This window comes from Kitasatospora sp. NPDC058115, from assembly GCF_042884635.1.
Classification (GTDB): domain Bacteria; phylum Actinomycetota; class Actinomycetes; order Streptomycetales; family Streptomycetaceae; genus Kitasatospora.
This window is the reverse complement of record NZ_JBHVTL010000041.1, coordinates 45,076-60,364: the sequence shown is the minus strand read 5'-3', so window position 1 is coordinate 60,364 and position 15,289 is coordinate 45,076. Positions and strand designations below refer to the sequence as shown.

At 73.3% G+C, this 15,289-nt stretch carries 14 protein-coding genes, 1 tRNA gene and 1 other RNA gene; 6 read left to right on the top strand and 10 right to left on the bottom strand.

Features of this window, described 5'->3' with window-relative positions:
• Together ACFVVL_RS32565 and ffs are read right to left on the bottom strand one after the other, a co-directional pair.
• A partial coding sequence (locus ACFVVL_RS32565; protein ID WP_387681629.1) for a DNA polymerase III subunit gamma and tau occupies window positions 1-1,503 on the bottom strand: 1,503 nt, incomplete at its 3' end.
• 63 nt (window positions 1,504-1,566) lie between these two features.
• Window positions 1,567-1,657: signal recognition particle sRNA small type (gene ffs / locus ACFVVL_RS32560), an RNA gene on the bottom strand.
• Between the two features lie 134 nt (window positions 1,658-1,791).
• Here ffs and ACFVVL_RS32555 point away from each other — a divergent pair.
• Window positions 1,792-1,876: transfer RNA gene (locus ACFVVL_RS32555), tRNA-Ser, on the top strand.
• 188 nt (window positions 1,877-2,064) lie between these two features.
• On the opposite strand, the gene ACFVVL_RS32550 is transcribed toward ACFVVL_RS32555, so the two are convergent.
• Window positions 2,065-3,021, bottom strand: a complete 957-nt coding sequence (locus ACFVVL_RS32550; RefSeq protein ID WP_387681626.1) for an alpha/beta fold hydrolase — start codon at window positions 3,019-3,021, stop codon at window positions 2,065-2,067.
• Window positions 3,022-3,084: 63 nt separating this feature from the next.
• On the opposite strand from ACFVVL_RS32550, the gene ACFVVL_RS32545 reads away from it, so the two are divergent.
• A complete protein-coding gene (locus ACFVVL_RS32545; RefSeq protein ID WP_387681624.1) occupies window positions 3,085-4,032 on the top strand; it encodes a helix-turn-helix transcriptional regulator in 948 nt (315 codons plus the stop codon).
• A 483-nt stretch (window positions 4,033-4,515) separates the two neighbouring features.
• Here ACFVVL_RS32545 and ACFVVL_RS32540 read toward each other — a convergent pair whose 3' ends face one another.
• The 3 genes from ACFVVL_RS32540 to ACFVVL_RS32530 are packed head-to-tail and all read right to left on the bottom strand — an operon-like array spanning window position 4,516 to window position 5,873.
• Entirely contained in the window at window positions 4,516-4,929 is a 414-nt protein-coding gene (locus ACFVVL_RS32540) for a VOC family protein (RefSeq protein WP_380291116.1), read from the bottom strand.
• 46 nt (window positions 4,930-4,975) lie between these two features.
• Complete coding sequence (locus tag ACFVVL_RS32535; protein WP_380291114.1) at window positions 4,976-5,452, bottom strand: helix-turn-helix transcriptional regulator; 477 nt, start codon at window positions 5,450-5,452, stop codon at window positions 4,976-4,978.
• On the bottom strand, window positions 5,439-5,873 hold the full coding sequence (locus tag ACFVVL_RS32530; RefSeq protein ID WP_380291112.1) for a VOC family protein: 435 nt from the start codon (window positions 5,871-5,873) through the stop codon (window positions 5,439-5,441). The genes ACFVVL_RS32535 and ACFVVL_RS32530 overlap by 14 nt, the downstream gene beginning before the upstream one ends.
• Window positions 5,874-6,156: 283 nt before the next feature.
• Between ACFVVL_RS32530 and ACFVVL_RS32525 the strand changes: the two genes are divergently transcribed.
• Window positions 6,157-7,362, top strand: coding sequence for a hypothetical protein (locus ACFVVL_RS32525; RefSeq protein WP_387681621.1), 1,206 nt, complete (start codon window positions 6,157-6,159; stop codon window positions 7,360-7,362).
• Between the two features lie 83 nt (window positions 7,363-7,445).
• Here ACFVVL_RS32525 and ACFVVL_RS32520 read toward each other — a convergent pair whose 3' ends face one another.
• Window positions 7,446-9,635, bottom strand: coding sequence for an MMPL family transporter (locus ACFVVL_RS32520; protein WP_387681618.1), 2,190 nt, complete (start codon window positions 9,633-9,635; stop codon window positions 7,446-7,448).
• A 264-nt stretch (window positions 9,636-9,899) separates the two neighbouring features.
• Here ACFVVL_RS32520 and ACFVVL_RS32515 point away from each other — a divergent pair, with 264 nt between their 5' ends.
• Both ACFVVL_RS32515 and ACFVVL_RS32510 read left to right on the top strand, forming a co-directional pair.
• On the top strand, window positions 9,900-11,243 hold the full coding sequence (locus tag ACFVVL_RS32515; protein ID WP_387681615.1) for a sensor histidine kinase: 1,344 nt from the start codon (window positions 9,900-9,902) through the stop codon (window positions 11,241-11,243).
• On the top strand, window positions 11,240-11,950 hold the full coding sequence (locus tag ACFVVL_RS32510; protein WP_387681612.1) for a response regulator: 711 nt from the start codon (window positions 11,240-11,242) through the stop codon (window positions 11,948-11,950). The genes ACFVVL_RS32515 and ACFVVL_RS32510 overlap by 4 nt, the downstream gene beginning before the upstream one ends.
• On the opposite strand, the gene ACFVVL_RS32505 is transcribed toward ACFVVL_RS32510, so the two are convergent.
• From ACFVVL_RS32505 to ACFVVL_RS32495, 3 genes are all read right to left on the bottom strand, one after another.
• Window positions 11,940-12,356: an RNHCP domain-containing protein gene (locus ACFVVL_RS32505; protein WP_380291102.1), complete on the bottom strand. Its 417-nt coding sequence runs from the start codon at window positions 12,354-12,356 to the stop codon at window positions 11,940-11,942. The genes ACFVVL_RS32510 and ACFVVL_RS32505 overlap by 11 nt on opposite strands.
• 27 nt (window positions 12,357-12,383) lie before the next feature.
• Window positions 12,384-12,752, bottom strand: coding sequence for an RNHCP domain-containing protein (locus ACFVVL_RS32500; protein WP_380291100.1), 369 nt, complete (start codon window positions 12,750-12,752; stop codon window positions 12,384-12,386).
• Between the two features lie 249 nt (window positions 12,753-13,001).
• The gene (locus tag ACFVVL_RS32495; RefSeq protein ID WP_387681608.1) at window positions 13,002-14,582 is read right to left on the bottom strand and encodes a histidine decarboxylase; all 1,581 of its coding nucleotides are present in this window, start codon (window positions 14,580-14,582) and stop codon (window positions 13,002-13,004) included.
• Window positions 14,583-14,794: 212 nt separating this feature from the next.
• On the opposite strand from ACFVVL_RS32495, the gene ACFVVL_RS32490 reads away from it, so the two are divergent.
• Window positions 14,795-15,280: an Lrp/AsnC family transcriptional regulator gene (locus ACFVVL_RS32490; RefSeq protein ID WP_380291096.1), complete on the top strand. Its 486-nt coding sequence runs from the start codon at window positions 14,795-14,797 to the stop codon at window positions 15,278-15,280.
• The last annotated feature ends 9 nt before the right edge of the window (window positions 15,281-15,289 follow it).

The window sequence follows — 15,289 nt, the reverse complement described above, 5'->3', positions numbered from 1 at the left end:
GCCCCCCCCCCCCCCGCCCCCGGCCCCGCGGTCGGCGGCCGCCGCCGGCGCGGGGGCGGGGGCCGCGGCCGGGGCGGGCGCGGGCGCCTCCCCGGCGGGCGGGAAGCTCCGCTTGATCGGCCAGGCCCCGGGCGCCGGCCCGGCCGGCTGCGCGGGGGCGGGTGCCGGCGCGGGGGCCGCCGGGGCCGGCTGCACCTGAGCCACCGGCTGCGGCGCCGCCTGCGCCACCTGTGCCACCTCTGGCATCACCACCGGCGGTGCGACCGCCGGCATGACCGCCGGGGGGACCGCCGGGGCGACCGCCGCCGCCATCCCCCCGACCACTCCACCGGTCATCCCGCTGGCTGCGGCCCTGCGCTCCAGCTTGTCCAACCGCGCCTGCAACGACAGCTCGTCGCTGTACGCGCCCGGCAGCATCACCCGGGCACAGATCAGCTCAAGCTGCAGCCGGGGCGCCGCGTTGCCGCGCATCTCCGTCAGCCCGGTGTTGACGAGGTCCGCCGCCCGGCTCAGCTCGGCCGCCCCGAAGGCGTCCGCCTGCGCCTGCATCACCGCGACCCGGTCCGCCGGGGCGTCGATCAGCCCCTTCTCCCCCGCGTCCGGCACTGTGGCGAGGATCACCAGGTCGCGCAGCCGCTCCAGCAGGTCCGTCACGAACCGCCGCGGATCGTGCCCGCCCTCGACCACCCGGTCGATCACCTGGAACACCGTCGCCCCGTCGTGCGCGGCGAACGCGTCCACCACCTCGTCCAGCAGCGCCGAGTCCGTGTACCCGAGCAGCGCGGTGGCCATCTGGTACGTGACGCCGCCCTCGCTCGCGCCGGCCAGCAGCTGGTCCATCACCGACATCGAGTCACGCACCGACCCGGCCCCCGCGCGCACCACCAGCGGGAACACCGAGTCCTCGACCTGGATCCCCTCCCGGCCGCACACCTCCGCCAGGTAGTCGCGCAGCGTGCCGGGCGGCACCAGCCGGAACGGGTAGTGGTGCGTCCGGGACCGGATCGTCCCGATCACCTTCTCCGGCTCCGTGGTCGCGAAGATGAACTTGAGGTGCTCCGGCGGCTCCTCCACCACCTTCAGCAGCGCGTTGAAGCCGGCCGAGGTCACCATGTGCGCCTCGTCCAGGATGAAGATCTTGTACCGGCTGTGCACCGGCGCGAAGAACGCCCGCTCCCGCAGCTCGCGCGCGTCGTCCACACCACCGTGCGAGGCCGCGTCGATCTCGATCACGTCGATCGACCCGGGCCCGCCCGTGGCGAGGTCCCGGCACGACTGGCACTCGCCGCACGGCGTCGGCGTCGGCCCCTGCTCGCAGTTCAGACAGCGGGCCAGGATGCGCGCGCTCGTCGTCTTGCCGCAGCCGCGCGGGCCGCTGAAGAGGTAGGCGTGGTTGACCCTGTTGTTGCGCAGGGCCTGCTGGAGCGGAGCGGTCACGTGCTCCTGCCCGATGACCTCCGCGAAGGTCTCGGGGCGGTAGCGGCGGTACAGGGCTAGGGACACACCCCCGACGATATCGGGACGGACCGACAAACGCGGCCTCCCCCGGCCCGGCCCCGAGAACGCAAAGACCCCTCGCGCACCCGCCAGAGCCCTCCTACCCTTGCTGCCTTCCGGCCCTGGGGGGGTTCAGAGAGATGACGCCACACGAGGGGCTGCCCCCCACAGTACCGGATCCCGGCCCCACCCCTCCACCACCACCCCCACCCGCGCATCCCCAGGCCACCCCCTCCCCCGACCTGCGACATACGTGGTCGCGACCACCCCAAAACATGTACTAAGCTCTCCCTCGGAGGATTCGCCTAGAGGCCTAGGGCGCACGCTTGGAAAGCGTGTTGGGGGCAACCCCTCACGAGTTCGAATCTCGTATCCTCCGCCGGCAGAAGGCCCGGACCGCATCACGCGGCCCGGGCCTTCGTCGTTTCCTGGCTTCAGTTGCCGTGTCCTGCAGCCTTGGACGAAGCCGAGCACGGCAAGACCAGGCCGCCGCTCGTCGGCCCCGCGCTCGTATCGGCCGGGATCGAGGAGCGATCCGGGTGGCGTCTGGATCGGCCGGGGCCAGGCTCAGCCGGCCCGCTTGCTCGGCCGGTCCTGATGTTCCAGCCACTCCGTGATCACTCGGTTCGTTTCCTCGGGCTTCTCCTGCTGGATCCAGTGGCCGCAGTCCAGGCTGACCACTTCCACGTCGGGGACGAACTTCGCCAGGTTCTCGGCCCTCGCGACCAGGTCCCGGTCTCCGTAGATCATGAGGGCGGGCTGGTGGACGACCGGGTCCGCGTCCGCCAGCAGGTGCCAGTTGCGGTCGAGGTTCCTGTACCAGTTGATGGTGCCGGTGAACCCGGAGGTTTCGAAGGCGGAGACGAGGACGGCCAGTTCGCCGTCACTCATGACGGGCTCTCCGCGCGGTGCTTCCGCTCTGGCGAGATCGATCAGCGCCATGCCCGGCCGGGGCTCCGCGGGGGGCTCGTTCTTCCGGTACAGGTTTCGGAGGAACTGGAAGGCGTTGTCGTCGAAGACGGCGTCCGCGACGCCCGGCTGCCGGTTGAAGTGGACGAAGTAGAAGTCGCCGCCGAGCGCGGCTTCCATGGACTCGATCCAGGGCTTCTCTCCGCGCTCCTGGTACGGCAGGCTCAGGTTGATCACCTTGTTCACGCGGTCGGGGTGCAGGAGGGCCAGGCCCCAGACGACGAACGCGCCCCAGTCATGGCCGACGAAGGCGGCGTCTTCGTAGCCGTAGTGGTCGAGGAGCGCGACGAGGTCGCCCGTCAGGTGTGCGATGTCGTAGTCCGTCACTTCGACCGGGCGGGACGAGCGCCCGTAACCCCGCTGGTTCGGGGCGATGACGTGGTAGCCGGCCGCGGCGAGGGCGGGCATCTGGTGACGCCAGGAGAAGGCGTGCTCCGGCCATCCGTGGCAGAGCACGATGGGCCTTCCCGCGTTCTCTCGGCCCATTTCGAAGACTTCGAGTTCCACACCGTTGACCGGGACGAGGGTGGGCTCGGGGAAATCGGTTGAGGTCATGTCGCCACCCTGCCGCCCGAAACCGGTCACCTCATGACCGGTTTGTGTGAGAGATTCCTCGGCGTGCGGACCGACCGGCTGGTGGCCATCCTCCTGTTGCTGCAACGGCGCGGGCAGGTGACGGCTGCGGAGGTCGCCCGGGAGCTGGAGGTCTCCGAGCGCACCGCCCGCCGCGACCTCGACGCCCTGGCCATGGCCGGGGTGCCCGTGTACTCCACGCAAGGACGAGGCGGGGGCTGGCGCCTGGTGGGCGGCGCCCGCACCGACCTGTCGGGGTTGACCGCGGGTGAGGCCCGCGCCCTGTTCCTGGTCGCCGGCCCGGCCTCGGCCGCGACACCGGCGGTGAAAGCGGCTCTGCGCAAGCTCGTCCATGCCCTGCCGGAGCCGTTCCGCGTGCAGGCCGAAGCGGCGGCGGCGTCACTCGTGACGGACCCGCGGCAATGGGGGGCGACCCGGGTCGAGCACCCACCGCCCCGCTTCCTCGACGCACTCCAGGACGCGGTGATCCGCGGCGTCCAGGTGCGGCTCGGCTACGTCGACGGCAGAGGCACCGAAACGAGGAGAACCGTCCACCCGCTGGGCATCGTCGCCAAAGGCCCGGCCTGGTACCTCGTCGCCCATACCGAGACCGGCCGACGGACCTTCCGGATCGACCGCGTGGCGTCCGCCGACCCGACCGACGATCCGGTGGACCGGCCCGAGGACTTCGACCTCGCCGGGAGCTGGCGCGAGATGGCCGACGAGGTCGAACGCAGGCGAACGCCCCTGGAGGTCCAGGCCCTCTGCACACCCCACGGCATCGGCATACTCCGGATCGGACTCGGCGATCGACTCGAAGTGGGAGGCACCGCGACCGACGGCCGCGTCGAGGTCGTCATCCGCGGCCGCGACGAGCACACCCTCGCCGGCGAGCTCGCCGGGCTCGTCGAATGGCTTGAGGTGACCGGCCCTCCGACCGTGCGGGCCCACCTGGCCTCGATCGGCAACGCCCTCCTAGAACGCTACCGCTGAGCCAGGATCCACCGAGCCGATTCGAGGACGGTCACTTCCGGGGCCCGGCCGGGCCGATCGGCTGGAGGACGCGGGGTGTCCGCCGTCCGCTCGCCCGGGACGTAGAGGCTGGTGGCGCTGCTGGCGTCCCCACCAACTGACAAGCCAGGGAAAGGAGACAGAGCTAGCCGCCGCCGGCGTGGTGGTTGTCGCGCACTCAAGGCAACTCATCGCTGCCGCGCCATAGCAGAGCGGCCCACTTGCCCTCCACGACAGTAGCGGCTTCCTCGCGCTCCCTCGCGAGTAGCCCTGAGCCCCACTGGCACGCAGCCAGATGCCGAGCCACGATCAGCACGCGCATACCTGGAGCCCAGGCAGCGCGGCATATCGCCGGCATGTGTGTCCCCGCCCGGATCGGACCCGGTCCCGCCGTACGGCCCCGGCTGCGGTGCGGTCGGGGCCTTCGGTGTCTCCTGCTCCGCCCGCTCCCGGGGCTCCGCTCCGCTACTCCGCGTAGGGCTGGTCGGTCCCCTGGGCGCTGTAGCCGAGGCTCCAGACGTAGCCGTCCGGGTCGGCGAAGGTGCCGCCGTACCCGCCCCACGGCAGGGCGCCGGCGGGCTTGAGGATCGTGGCGCCCGCCTTCGCGGCCTCCGCCATCACCTCGTCGACGCGCGCCTCGCTGCGGACGACGTAGGTGAGGACCAGTCCGCTGAAGCCGCTGCCCTCCGCGCTCGTGCCCACCAGGTCGGCAAGGCCCTCGCGGCCGTAGAAGCCGACGGGCGAGGCGCCGTCCGACGCGAAGAAGACCGAGATGCCGTAGTCGTTCCGGATCGTCCAGCCGAGCCCCTCGGTGTAGAATCGCTTGGCGGCCTCCATGTCGCGGACACCCAGCAGGATCGAACTCACGTGCGCCTTCATGTCGTCTCTCCGTCTGCATCTGTGGGACGTGTGGGGTGGATGACCATCACGCTAGGGGCCGACCGGTGTCCGGGACTTCTCGATTCCTGACCGGTCTCGTGACCTGCTTCGCGACACACGCCGGCATCCCCTCCACCGTGAGCGCCGCGGCCTCGGCCGCCCGGCGCCGGAAGGCCCCGGGGGACATGCCGACCAGCTCCGTGAAGCGAGTGGTGAACGTGCCCAGCGACGCGCAGCCGACGGAGAAGCAGACCTCGGTGACGCTGAGGTCGCCCCGCCGCAGCAGCGCCGTCGCCCGCTCGATGCGACGCGTCATCAGGTACGCGTAGGGCGAGTCGCCGTACGCCGCACGGAACTGCCGGCTCAGGTGCCCGGCGGACATGTGCACCTCGCGGGCGAGCGCCTCCACGTTCAGCGGCTGCGCGTACTCCCGGTCGATCCGGTCGCGGACCCGGCGCAGCCGCGCGAGATCGTCCAGGCGCTGGGCCTGGATCCGTGCGCGCCGCCATTCAGGCGGACACACGAGCGCCCGCCCCCCGGACCTCCTGGATGCGGACCAGGTTGCCCGCGGGGTCGCGGAAGGCGCAGTCGCGGACGCCGTACGGCTGCTCGGTCGGCTCCTGGACGACCTCGGTGTCACCGGCCTGCACCTTCTCGAACGTGCCGTCGAGGTCCGGGGTGGCCAGCAGGATCCAGCCGTACGTGCCCTTGGCCATCATCTCGGTGATCATGCGCCGCTCGTCCTCGGTGATGCCGGGATCGGCGGCGGGCGGCGCCAGAAGGATCGACGTGCCGGGCTGCCCGGCCGGGCCGACCGTGATCCACCGCATCCGGCCCTGCCCCACGTCGCTGCGGACCTCGAAGCCGAGGACGTCACGGTAGAAGGCGAGCGACGCGTCCGGGTCGTCGTGCGGGAGGACGGTCGTGTGAATGGTGATCTCCATGCCTCGCAGGCTAGACGCGGCTCCCCGGGCCGCGCTTCTCGAATCCTGCTCGACGGCTCGACGGCTCGACGGCGCGACGGCGCGACGGACCACCGGGACCACCCGGACCACTGGGCCGCCGGGACCACTGGGCCGCCGGGACGTGATCCGCCGGGCGCACCGGCTCGCCATGGAGCGGACACCGGGAATCCGGTGGCCGGCCCTCCACAAGATGTTGCGGACATGCTCAAAACGGCCCTAGCGTGAGCGGCTGCTCGATCCGTTCGCGTGGAGAGGCCCCTTGATGATCGGTCATGTCAGAACAGCGGCACGCGCGGTACTCTCCGCCTGCCTGCTGGTCACCGGCGCGCTCGTCGGTGCGCCGCCGGCCGCGGCCGCCCCGGCGCCGACCGCCCTGCCCGCGTCCGAGTACACGCTCACGGCGGACTACCACCAGTTCGACGCGCTCGACTCGGCCCTCGTCACGGCGCTGGGGACCTCGGCCGTGCACACGGTGATGGAGAACGCCAACCACGCCCGGCAGGCGCTCCCCGCGTCGTTCTCCGTCGCCGGCCTGTCCACCGGGTTCCGGTTCGACGACGGCGACAACTCCGACTGCCAGAGCTATCCGCAGGGCATCACGACGAGCCGGGACGCCGTGGGGACGGCGGACGGCGGCAACTACGACGGCCACCAGCTCGTGCTGGTGAGCTGGTACACCAAGGACGGCTGCGACGGCGCCCAGCAGCGCAGCCGGATCACCCTGGTCGACTGGGACGCCACCTACCCCAACACCTACCGCAAGATCCTCCTGGTGGAGCCGACCGGCACGGCGGCGGCGCCGGACTTCAAGGACATCCCGATCCACGCCGGCGGTGTCTCCTGGTACGGCGACCACCTCTACGTCGCCGACACCGGGCGCGGCATGCGCGTCTTCGACCTGCGCAAGATCCTCAACACCGACTCCGGCGGCACCGCGGACCAGATCGGCCGCCAGCCCGACGGCTCCTACTACGCGCACAACTACGCCTACGTGCTGCCCCAGACCGGCACCGTCACCTCGCGGACGACCTCCGGCACCAACCTGGTGTGGTCGTCGATCTCCCTCGACCGGGTCAGCAAGTCGATCGTGATGGCGGAGTACACCTGCCAGTCCGGCTGCACCGGCTACCCCAACCGCCCGCCGAGGGCCGTCCGCTTCCCCTTCGCCCCCGGAACGACGACGTTCGCCGCGACGACGACCGCCGGCCAGGCGCTCCAACTGCCCTGGTACAACCTCAACGGCACGGCGTCCCACAACGGCCGGTGGTGGTTCAACTCCTCCGGGCAGAAGAAGCTCTACTACTGGACCCCGGCCGCGGGCCCGTCCACCTTCGCCTGGGTCGGCGGCGGCGAGAGCCTCTCCTACTGGGAGGACGCCACCGACCCCGACCTGCTGTGGTCGCTGCAGGAGACCACGGGCGGCCGCAACGTCTTCGCCGTCACCCAGGCCACCTACGGCGGCGGCTGAGCACCGGCGGCACAGGCCGGAGGCCCGGCCCCCCGGGGTGGGGGCCGGGCCTCCGAGGGCGCCCGGGGCAGGCGGGCGCCCGGTCAGGGGGTGGGGGCGTAGTAGGTGGGGGTGGGAGCGGGAAGGGGGGCGGGGGCCGGGGTGGGGCGGAGCGGCCACCAGAGGGAGCGGCCGAGGAGCGCCGCCAGGGCGGGGACCAGGCCGAGGGAGAGGACGACGGCGGACAGGAGGATGCCGAGCGTCAGGGCGAAGGCGATCTGGGCGCTGCCGGGGGTGGTGGCGAGGGTCGCGAAGGAGCCGGCCAGGACCAGGCCCGCGGTGGCGACGGCGGGTGCGGTGTGGCGGACGGCGCGGGCCACCGCGGAGCGGGCCGGGCCGGGGCGGTGCATCTCCTCGCGGATCCGGTCGGTGATGAGGATGTTGTAGTCGGTGCCCAGGGCCACCACGAACAGGAACAGCACCAGCGGGAGGGTGAAGTTGACGCCGGGCTCGTCCAGCACGTGCTGGAACAGCAGGGTGGCGGCGCCCAGGGTGGCGGCGAAGCCGAGCCCGACGGCGAGCATCAGCACCACCGGGGCGAGCACGCTGCGCAGCAGGAGCAGCAGGATCAGGGCGATCAGGGCGGCGGCGACCGGGAAGACGATCGTCAGGTCGTGGTCGACGGCGGCGGAGACGTCGGCGAAGACCGCCGCCGTGCCGCCGACGTGGGCGCTGGTCCCGGCGGGGGTGTGGGCGGCCACGGCGGCGCGGACCGGGCCGGAGGCCAGCTCGCGGGCACGGGCGCTCTGCGGGTCGGCGGTGAGGAAGAGGTCGATCCGGGCGGCGCGGCGGTCCTCGTTCAGGACGGTGCCGCCCACCTGGCCGACGCCCTCGACCTTCGCGAGGGCCTGGGAGAGGCCGCCGAGCCGGGCGGGGTCCAGGGTGCCGCCGTCCTGCGCGGTGACGTAGACGGTGGTCGGGTCGGACACACCCGCCGGCAGGGCCCGGGAGATCTCCGCGGCGGTGGCCGAGGCCGCCGTCCCGGAGCCGCCGCCCTGGCCGTAGTCCATCCGGATCCCGGTCATCCCGGCGGCGAGGGCGCCGAGCAGCGCGACGGAGGCGAGCAGCAGGACCACCGGGCGACGGGCGACGAAGGCGCCGTAGCGGGCGGCCGTGCCGACGCCCGGTTCGCGCTCCAGGCTGCGGGAGGGCCAGAACATCCTGCGGCCGCAGGCGGCGAGCAGGGCCGGCATCAGGGTGAGGCTGCCCAGCAGCATGATCAGGACGGCGACGGCGATCGCCGGGCCGAGCGAGCGGAACTGTCCGAAGGTCGCCACGCCCAGGGTGGCGAAGGCGGCGACGATGGTCAGCGCGGCGGAGGTGATCGCGGTGCCCACCCGGGCGGAGACCTCGGCGGCCGCCTCGCGGGCGGGCTGGTCGGGCCGGGAGCGCAGGTGCTCGCGGAACCGGAAGAGCAGGAACAGCAGGTAGTCGACGCCGATGCCGAGCAGGACCACGGAGATCAGGCTCGGGGTGGAGGAGTCCAGCCGCAGTCCGGTGAGCGCCGCCGCCCCGGCCACCGCTCCGCCGGCGACGCCGCCGATCATGGCGACCGCGAGCAGCGGCAGCACGGCCGCGAGCACGCTGCGGAACACCAGCACGTTGAGCAGGACGATCAGCACGACGACCAGGCTGCTGCCGATGAGCGCGGCGGTCCGGTTGTCGTCGGCGCTGTCGGCGGCCTCGGCCAGGCCGCCGGTGAACCCGGTGCGCATCCCGACGTCGGCGAACTTCGCGCGGGCGGAGTCCCGGAAGGTCCGGTAGACCTCCTGGACGCCCTCGTCCACGGCGTTGCCGGTCAGTTCGACGGAGAGCAGTTCGAAGCTCCGGTCGGGCGCCGTCATCGCCGGGGCCACCCGGGGGGTCTGCGAGCGGTCGGGCTTGAGGAAGGCCGGCTCGTCCTCCGACCTGGGCATGACGACCCGGCGCTTGCCGAGTTCCGCCGCCTCGGCCTCGATCCGCCGCTGGTCGCCCTCGGTGAGCGCCTTGCCGTCGCTCCGGGCGACGAGCACGGTGATCGTGGTGGCGTCGGGCTTCACCCCGAACTGCTCCTCGGCGATCCGCAGGGCGGCGGCCGAGTCGTAGCTCTTCGGCAGGAAGTCGCCGGTCTGGGACTGCGTGACCCGGTTGAGCAGCAGCGGGCCCAGCGCGCTCAGCCCGAGCCCCAGCACCGCCCATAGGACGATGACCTTCCACGCGTTCCTGGTGGAGAATCCGGTCAGTGCGCGGATCACGGTGCCCTCCGGCTGATGGACGCGAACGTCGGCCTTGTCGCCGGGGGTTCCCGGCCTGTTCCCAGACCATCAGGTGAGGGGGGTGCCGGGCGTCCGGGCAGCGGACGATCCGCACCGGGGCTCCTGGTCCCCCACCGGCCCGGAACCGGGACCGTGCTCCTGGTCCGGCCGCCCGCCCTCGGCCGGAGGGAGCATCCGGGGCCGGGTGGCCGGATGCCAGAATGGGACCATCAGCGCTGGTCGGCCGGGAGGGCGAGGGACGGGATGGACGGGCGTCAGCGCCACGGGACAGCCGTGGACGAGGTGCCGCGGCACCCACGGGGCCCCCGGGCAGCCGAGGACCCGGAGACGCCGCGGAAGCCGGAGAAGCCGCGGAAGCTGCGGAAGCTGCGGGAACCGGAGAACCTGCGGAAGCCGGAGAAGCCGCGGAAGCGCGCCGACGGCCTGCCGTGGACCCAGGCCGACGCGCTGATGGCCGTCGTCACCAGCACCCTGGACCTGCTCGCCCACCTGCTCGTCAGCCAGGTGTCGGACGCCCCCGCCGTGGGCGTGCCGAGCTTCGTGCTCCTCGCGCTGTCGGGCGTGCCCCTGCTCGCCCGACGCCACCACCCGCTGCTGGCGCTCGCCGTCGTCCTGCCGCTCCAGGCCGTGATCGACCTGACGACCCCGATGGGCACCCGCTTCGGCGCCGTCCTGACGGTCGCGCTGTACGCGGCCGCCCGCTACCGCCCCTGGCCGCTCGCCACCGGCGCCGCCGCAGCGACGGCGGTGACGACGATGCTGGCCCAGAGCGGCTTCCGCCCGCCCACCTGGGAGGGGCTCATCGCCGGCGTCTCCTCCTCCGCCCTGGTGGCCGGCGCCGGCCTCGCCGTCGCCCGCTGGCAGCGCGAGGTGGACGCCAACCGCAAGCTGCTGGCCGACCGCGCCGTGGCCGAGGAACGCCGCCGCATCGCCCGGGAGTTGCACGACATCGTGGCCCACCACATCACCACCATGCAGCTGATGGCCGGCGGCGCCCGCGCCAACCTCGGCAACCCGGAGGTGGTCCGGGACGCCCTGGTCACCCTGGAGTCCTCCGGGCGCCTCGCGCTGCGCGAGATGCGCCAGCTGCTGAACGTCCTGCGGGCCGACGACGTGCCGGACGCCGTCCCGGCCTCGCCCCAGCCCGGAGCGGACGACCTCGGCCGGCTGGTCGAGGAGTCCCGCCGCGCGGGGCTGCCGACCGACTTCGAGGTGCACGGCTCCCCGCGGCCGCTGCCGCCGACGCTCGGGCTGACGGTGTTCCGGATCGTCCAGGAGGGCCTCACCAACGCCCGCAAGTACGCGGGGCCGGCCCGCGCCCGCGTCCTGCTGGCGTACCGCGCGGACGGGATCACCGTCGAGGTGCGCGACGACGGCGGGGGCGCGCCGCCCCGGGGCCCCGAACCCGGTCCGGGCCGGGGCGGCTACGGCCTGGTTGGCATGCGCGAGCGGGTCGCCCTGCACGGCGGCACCCTGGAGGCCGGGCCCCGGCCGGAGGGCGGCTTCACCGTGCTGGCCGAACTGCCGCTGGCGGCGGAGGAGACGTCCGAGGCGGCGGTCCAGCACGGAGCGGCGGTGCCCCGGTGACGGCCGCCGGGCCCGGGATCCGGGTCCTCATCGTGGACGACCAGCCGCTGGTGCGGCGCGGTCTGTCGCTGATCCTCTCGCCGGACCCGGCCTTCGACGTGGTCGGCGAGGCCGAGGACGGGGAGCAGGCCGTCGCGCTCGCCCACCGGCTGCGCCCCGACGTCGTGGTGATGGACATCCGGATGCCCGTCCTGGACGGGGTCGCCGCGACCGAGGAACTGGCCCGCACCCTGCCGGAGTGCCGGGTCCTGGCGCTCAGCACCTTCGACATGGACGAGTACGTGGTGGCCGCGCTGCGGGCCGGCGCGCACGGGTTCCTGCCCAAGGACGTCTCGCCGGAGGACCTGGGGGCGGCGATCCGCACCGTCCACACCGGGGAGGCGGTGGTCGCCCCGCGGCTGCTCACCCGGCTGATCTCCACCTACGTCCGGGCTCCGCTCGGTGCCCCGTCGCCGCCCGCCGTCGCCACGGGGGAGCTCACGCCGCGCGAGGTGGAGGTGTGGCGGCTGATGGCCACCGGCCTCGACAACCCCGGCATCGCCCGGGCCATGGACATCAGCCAGTCCACGGTGAAGAACCACATCACCAGCCTGTTCGGCAAGCTCGACGTGCGCGACCGCGCGCAGGCGGTCATCGCGGCCTACGAGTCCGGCCTGGTCACCGCCCGTGCGGGGGGCGGTGACCAGGCCGGCGGGGTCACAGGCTGAACAGCGTGCGACGGGCGAAGTCCGCGTCCCGCAACGGCCGGAGCGCGAGCCGGAGCAGCGGCAACGGGTTGTCGTCGCCGGCGATCCGGTTGGTGCTCAGCTCCCCGCAGGACAGGCACTGGTGGACGATCATCCACTCGCCGTCCGGGCGGGCGGACATGCCCAGCGGCTCCATCCGGCCCCGGCAGTCGGCGGCGCGGTCACCGGGGACGCGGCGGTCGACGTGGAGGCTGGCCAGGCAGTTGGGGCAGTGATTGCGGTGGACGGTGCCGGGGGCGTCCACCGGGACGTCCAGCCGGCAGCCGACGCACCGGAAGTCGTTCGCCCGGTGCCCGCCCCCGGCGTGCAGGACGTCCTTGGGGCGTTGCCGGCGACGGCCTTCACCGGTGTTCCGATGTCGTGGCACGGTCGTTCCTCCCTCTTCCGCGGCGGTTCAGAGGGAGCCGAACGCTTCGAGCGGGAACGGCGGCTGGGCCAGCGGCCGGACGGCGATGCGCATCAGGATGAGCTGATTGTCGTCCCGGCAGACCGGGTTGGACGTCAACTCGTCGCAGCGCACGCAGCGGTGGACGACCATCCAGTCGCCGGTGCGCAGCACGGCGATGGCGATCGGCGACATCCGCCCGTGGCACGCGCTCGGACCGCCCTCGACGTGGTCGAGGACGTGCTGCGAGTGCAGGCAGGACGGGCAGTGGTTCCTCCGCGCGCCGTCACCGGCGAACGTGGACACGGTCAGGCCGCACCAGGCGCAGGCGAAGGTGGCGGTCTGCAGGGTGTTGCGTGGGTTGGTGGTGCTGGACACCCGGGGTGCTCCTTGCTGGAGGTCAACGATGACAGCAAGAGCAGGCCGAGCGGCCTCGACGACGTTCGTCAGGCGGTGTGGCGAGGCGCACTCGGCGCGGTCCGGGACATCAAGACACCCTCTCGGAGGCACGGGGCCGTAGCAGTGGCGGGCAGGCGGAGCGGCGAGCGTAACAACGCCTCCGACGCCCGTGCCACCGAATAATCCCCGGCCGGCCCCACCCGCCCCACCCGCCCCGCGGCGCGCCGGTCAGGCGGAGGCAGGGGCGGAGGCAGGGGCGGGGACGGGGGCGGAGGCAGGGGCGGAGAGGACGACCGGGTCCCGGGCGAGGTCGGCGAGCAGGGCGTCCAGCTTCGCGCGGTCCACCGAGGGCATCAGGAAGACGTGCGCGTAGCCGCGCAGGCTCGCCGGGTCCCCGGGCGTGGTCAGGACGTTCTCGCAGGACAGCGACCACTTGGCGACCAGGTCGGCGCTGGGCTTGCGGAACCGTACGGTGATCGCGCCGGGGGTGCGGGCCGGCCAGAGCTGCGCGCCGGTCTCCGCCTCCAGCTCGTGGAGCCGGCGCTCCAGGTGGGCGGCCAGCTCCTGGGACCGGCGGATCCGGTCGACCTGGTCCCGGTAGGAGTGCCGGGAGAGGTGGTCCCAGAGCACCAGCGGCGAGAAGCCGTTGCGGGAGCCGGCGAAGGTGCTGTCCGGGGCGCCGATGTACTCGGGCTGGGTCGGCGGTTCGAGCTGGTACTTGGTCTTCGTCATGAAGACGCCGCACGGCCACGGCACCCCGGCCCACTTGTGGCCGCTCATCGCGATCGACGCGACCATGTCGACCTCGCCGGCGGTCCGGCTCGGCAGGGTGAGGCCGAAGTCGAACTCCGGTGCGCCGGCGCCGGGTTCCGGTGCCCAGCCGTACGCCGCCGGGTCCTCGGCGGCCATCCGCAGGAACGGCGCGTACCCGGCGCCGAGCGCGCCGTCGACGTGGATCCAGAAGCGCCGGCGCCCGCCGTCGCGGGCGTCCGCGCCCGGCAGCAGGCCGTGCCGCTCGAAGACCGGCAGCAGCCGCTCGCACGCGCCGCGGACGTCGTCGTGGGCGCCCTTGAACGTGCTTCCGAGGTTGAAGTTGACGAAGACCGGGTGGCCCTTCGCCGCGAAGAACTCCACCAGCACCGCCAGCGCGTCCACGTCGACGGCGCCGGGCCCGTCCCAGGAGGTGCCGGACGGGCCGGGCAGCGAGGGCACCTCGGCGGGCCAGTCGCCGCCGAGCGGGCACTCGTCCGGGTAGTCCGCCGTGCCGACCGCGTGGAAGGTGTCGACGCCCAGCACCCGGACGGCCTTGGCGAAGGAGTAGTGGGTGTCCTCCGAGTAGAACGCCACCGGGCGGGGCGCGCCGGGGCGGCTCAGGTAGTCGCGGGCGTTCCAGAGGGCGTACATGTTGCCCTCGGTCGAGCCCATGGACAGCATGTAGCCCCAGTACGACTCGGGGTCGGCCGGGTCGTACGGGCGCCCGGCGTGCCAGAGGCGCGCGTAGTAGTCGAGCACGGCGCGCTCGACGACCTTGGTGTTCGGCTTGTAGCCGCCGCTCTGGAACGGGTCGCCGAGGTTGTTGATGTTGCTGAGCATGAAGCGGGCGAGGTCGAGGGCGCTGCCCGCGAGCTCCTGGGTGGCCTGGTAGCCGACCAGGTGCCGGCGCTTGCGCGTCAGGTACCCGTCCATCCGGTCGAGGGCGCGCAGCCGCTCGCCGTCGGTGAGCCCCTCGGCGGGTATCGCGAAGTCCCCGTTCTCCGGCGCCGCGTCGATGTGGACCGGGGCGGCGGCGGGGGCGGTGGTGGGGCTCATGGGTGCGGCGCTCCGGGTTCGCTGGGGACAGGCGGGGGCTGACGGCAGACGGGGGCCGACGGCGGGCGGGGACCGACGGCGGCGGACGGCCGTGGCCGCTCGCCCGCCAGGATGGAACTTTCCGCTGCCCCGGCGAAAGCCTTCCGCAGAAGATTCGGAATCGGCCGCGCCTGCCTTGCGGATCTGCGGCGCGGTCCGGGACGCTGAGCGGCGTGCCGAATTTTCCGCAGGCCCACCGGGCGCCCATCGACGACACCGACCGCGCGATCCTGCGCGTCCTCGCCGAGAACGCCCGCACGCCCAACAACGCGCTCGCCGAGGCCGTGGGCATCGCCCCGTCGACCTGTCTGGCGCGGGTGCGCGCGCTGCGCGAGCGCGGCATCGTCCGCGCCTTCCGGACGGAGATAGACCCCGCTGCCATCGGGCTGCCCCTGCAGGCGATGATCTCGGTCCGGCTCCGGGCGCACACCCGCGAGCGGATCGAGAGCTTCCGGAGCACCGCCCCCGACCTGCCGGGCGTTCTGGCGGTGTTCCACATGGCCGGGTCCGACGACTACCTGCTGCACGTCGGCGTGGCCGGCCCGGAGGAGCTGCGCGACTTCGTCGTGGACCACCTCACCACCCACCCCGCGGTGGCGCAGACCCGGACCAACCTGATCTTCGAGCAGATCCCGGGCCGCCGCTACCTGACCGGGTGACGGCGGCCC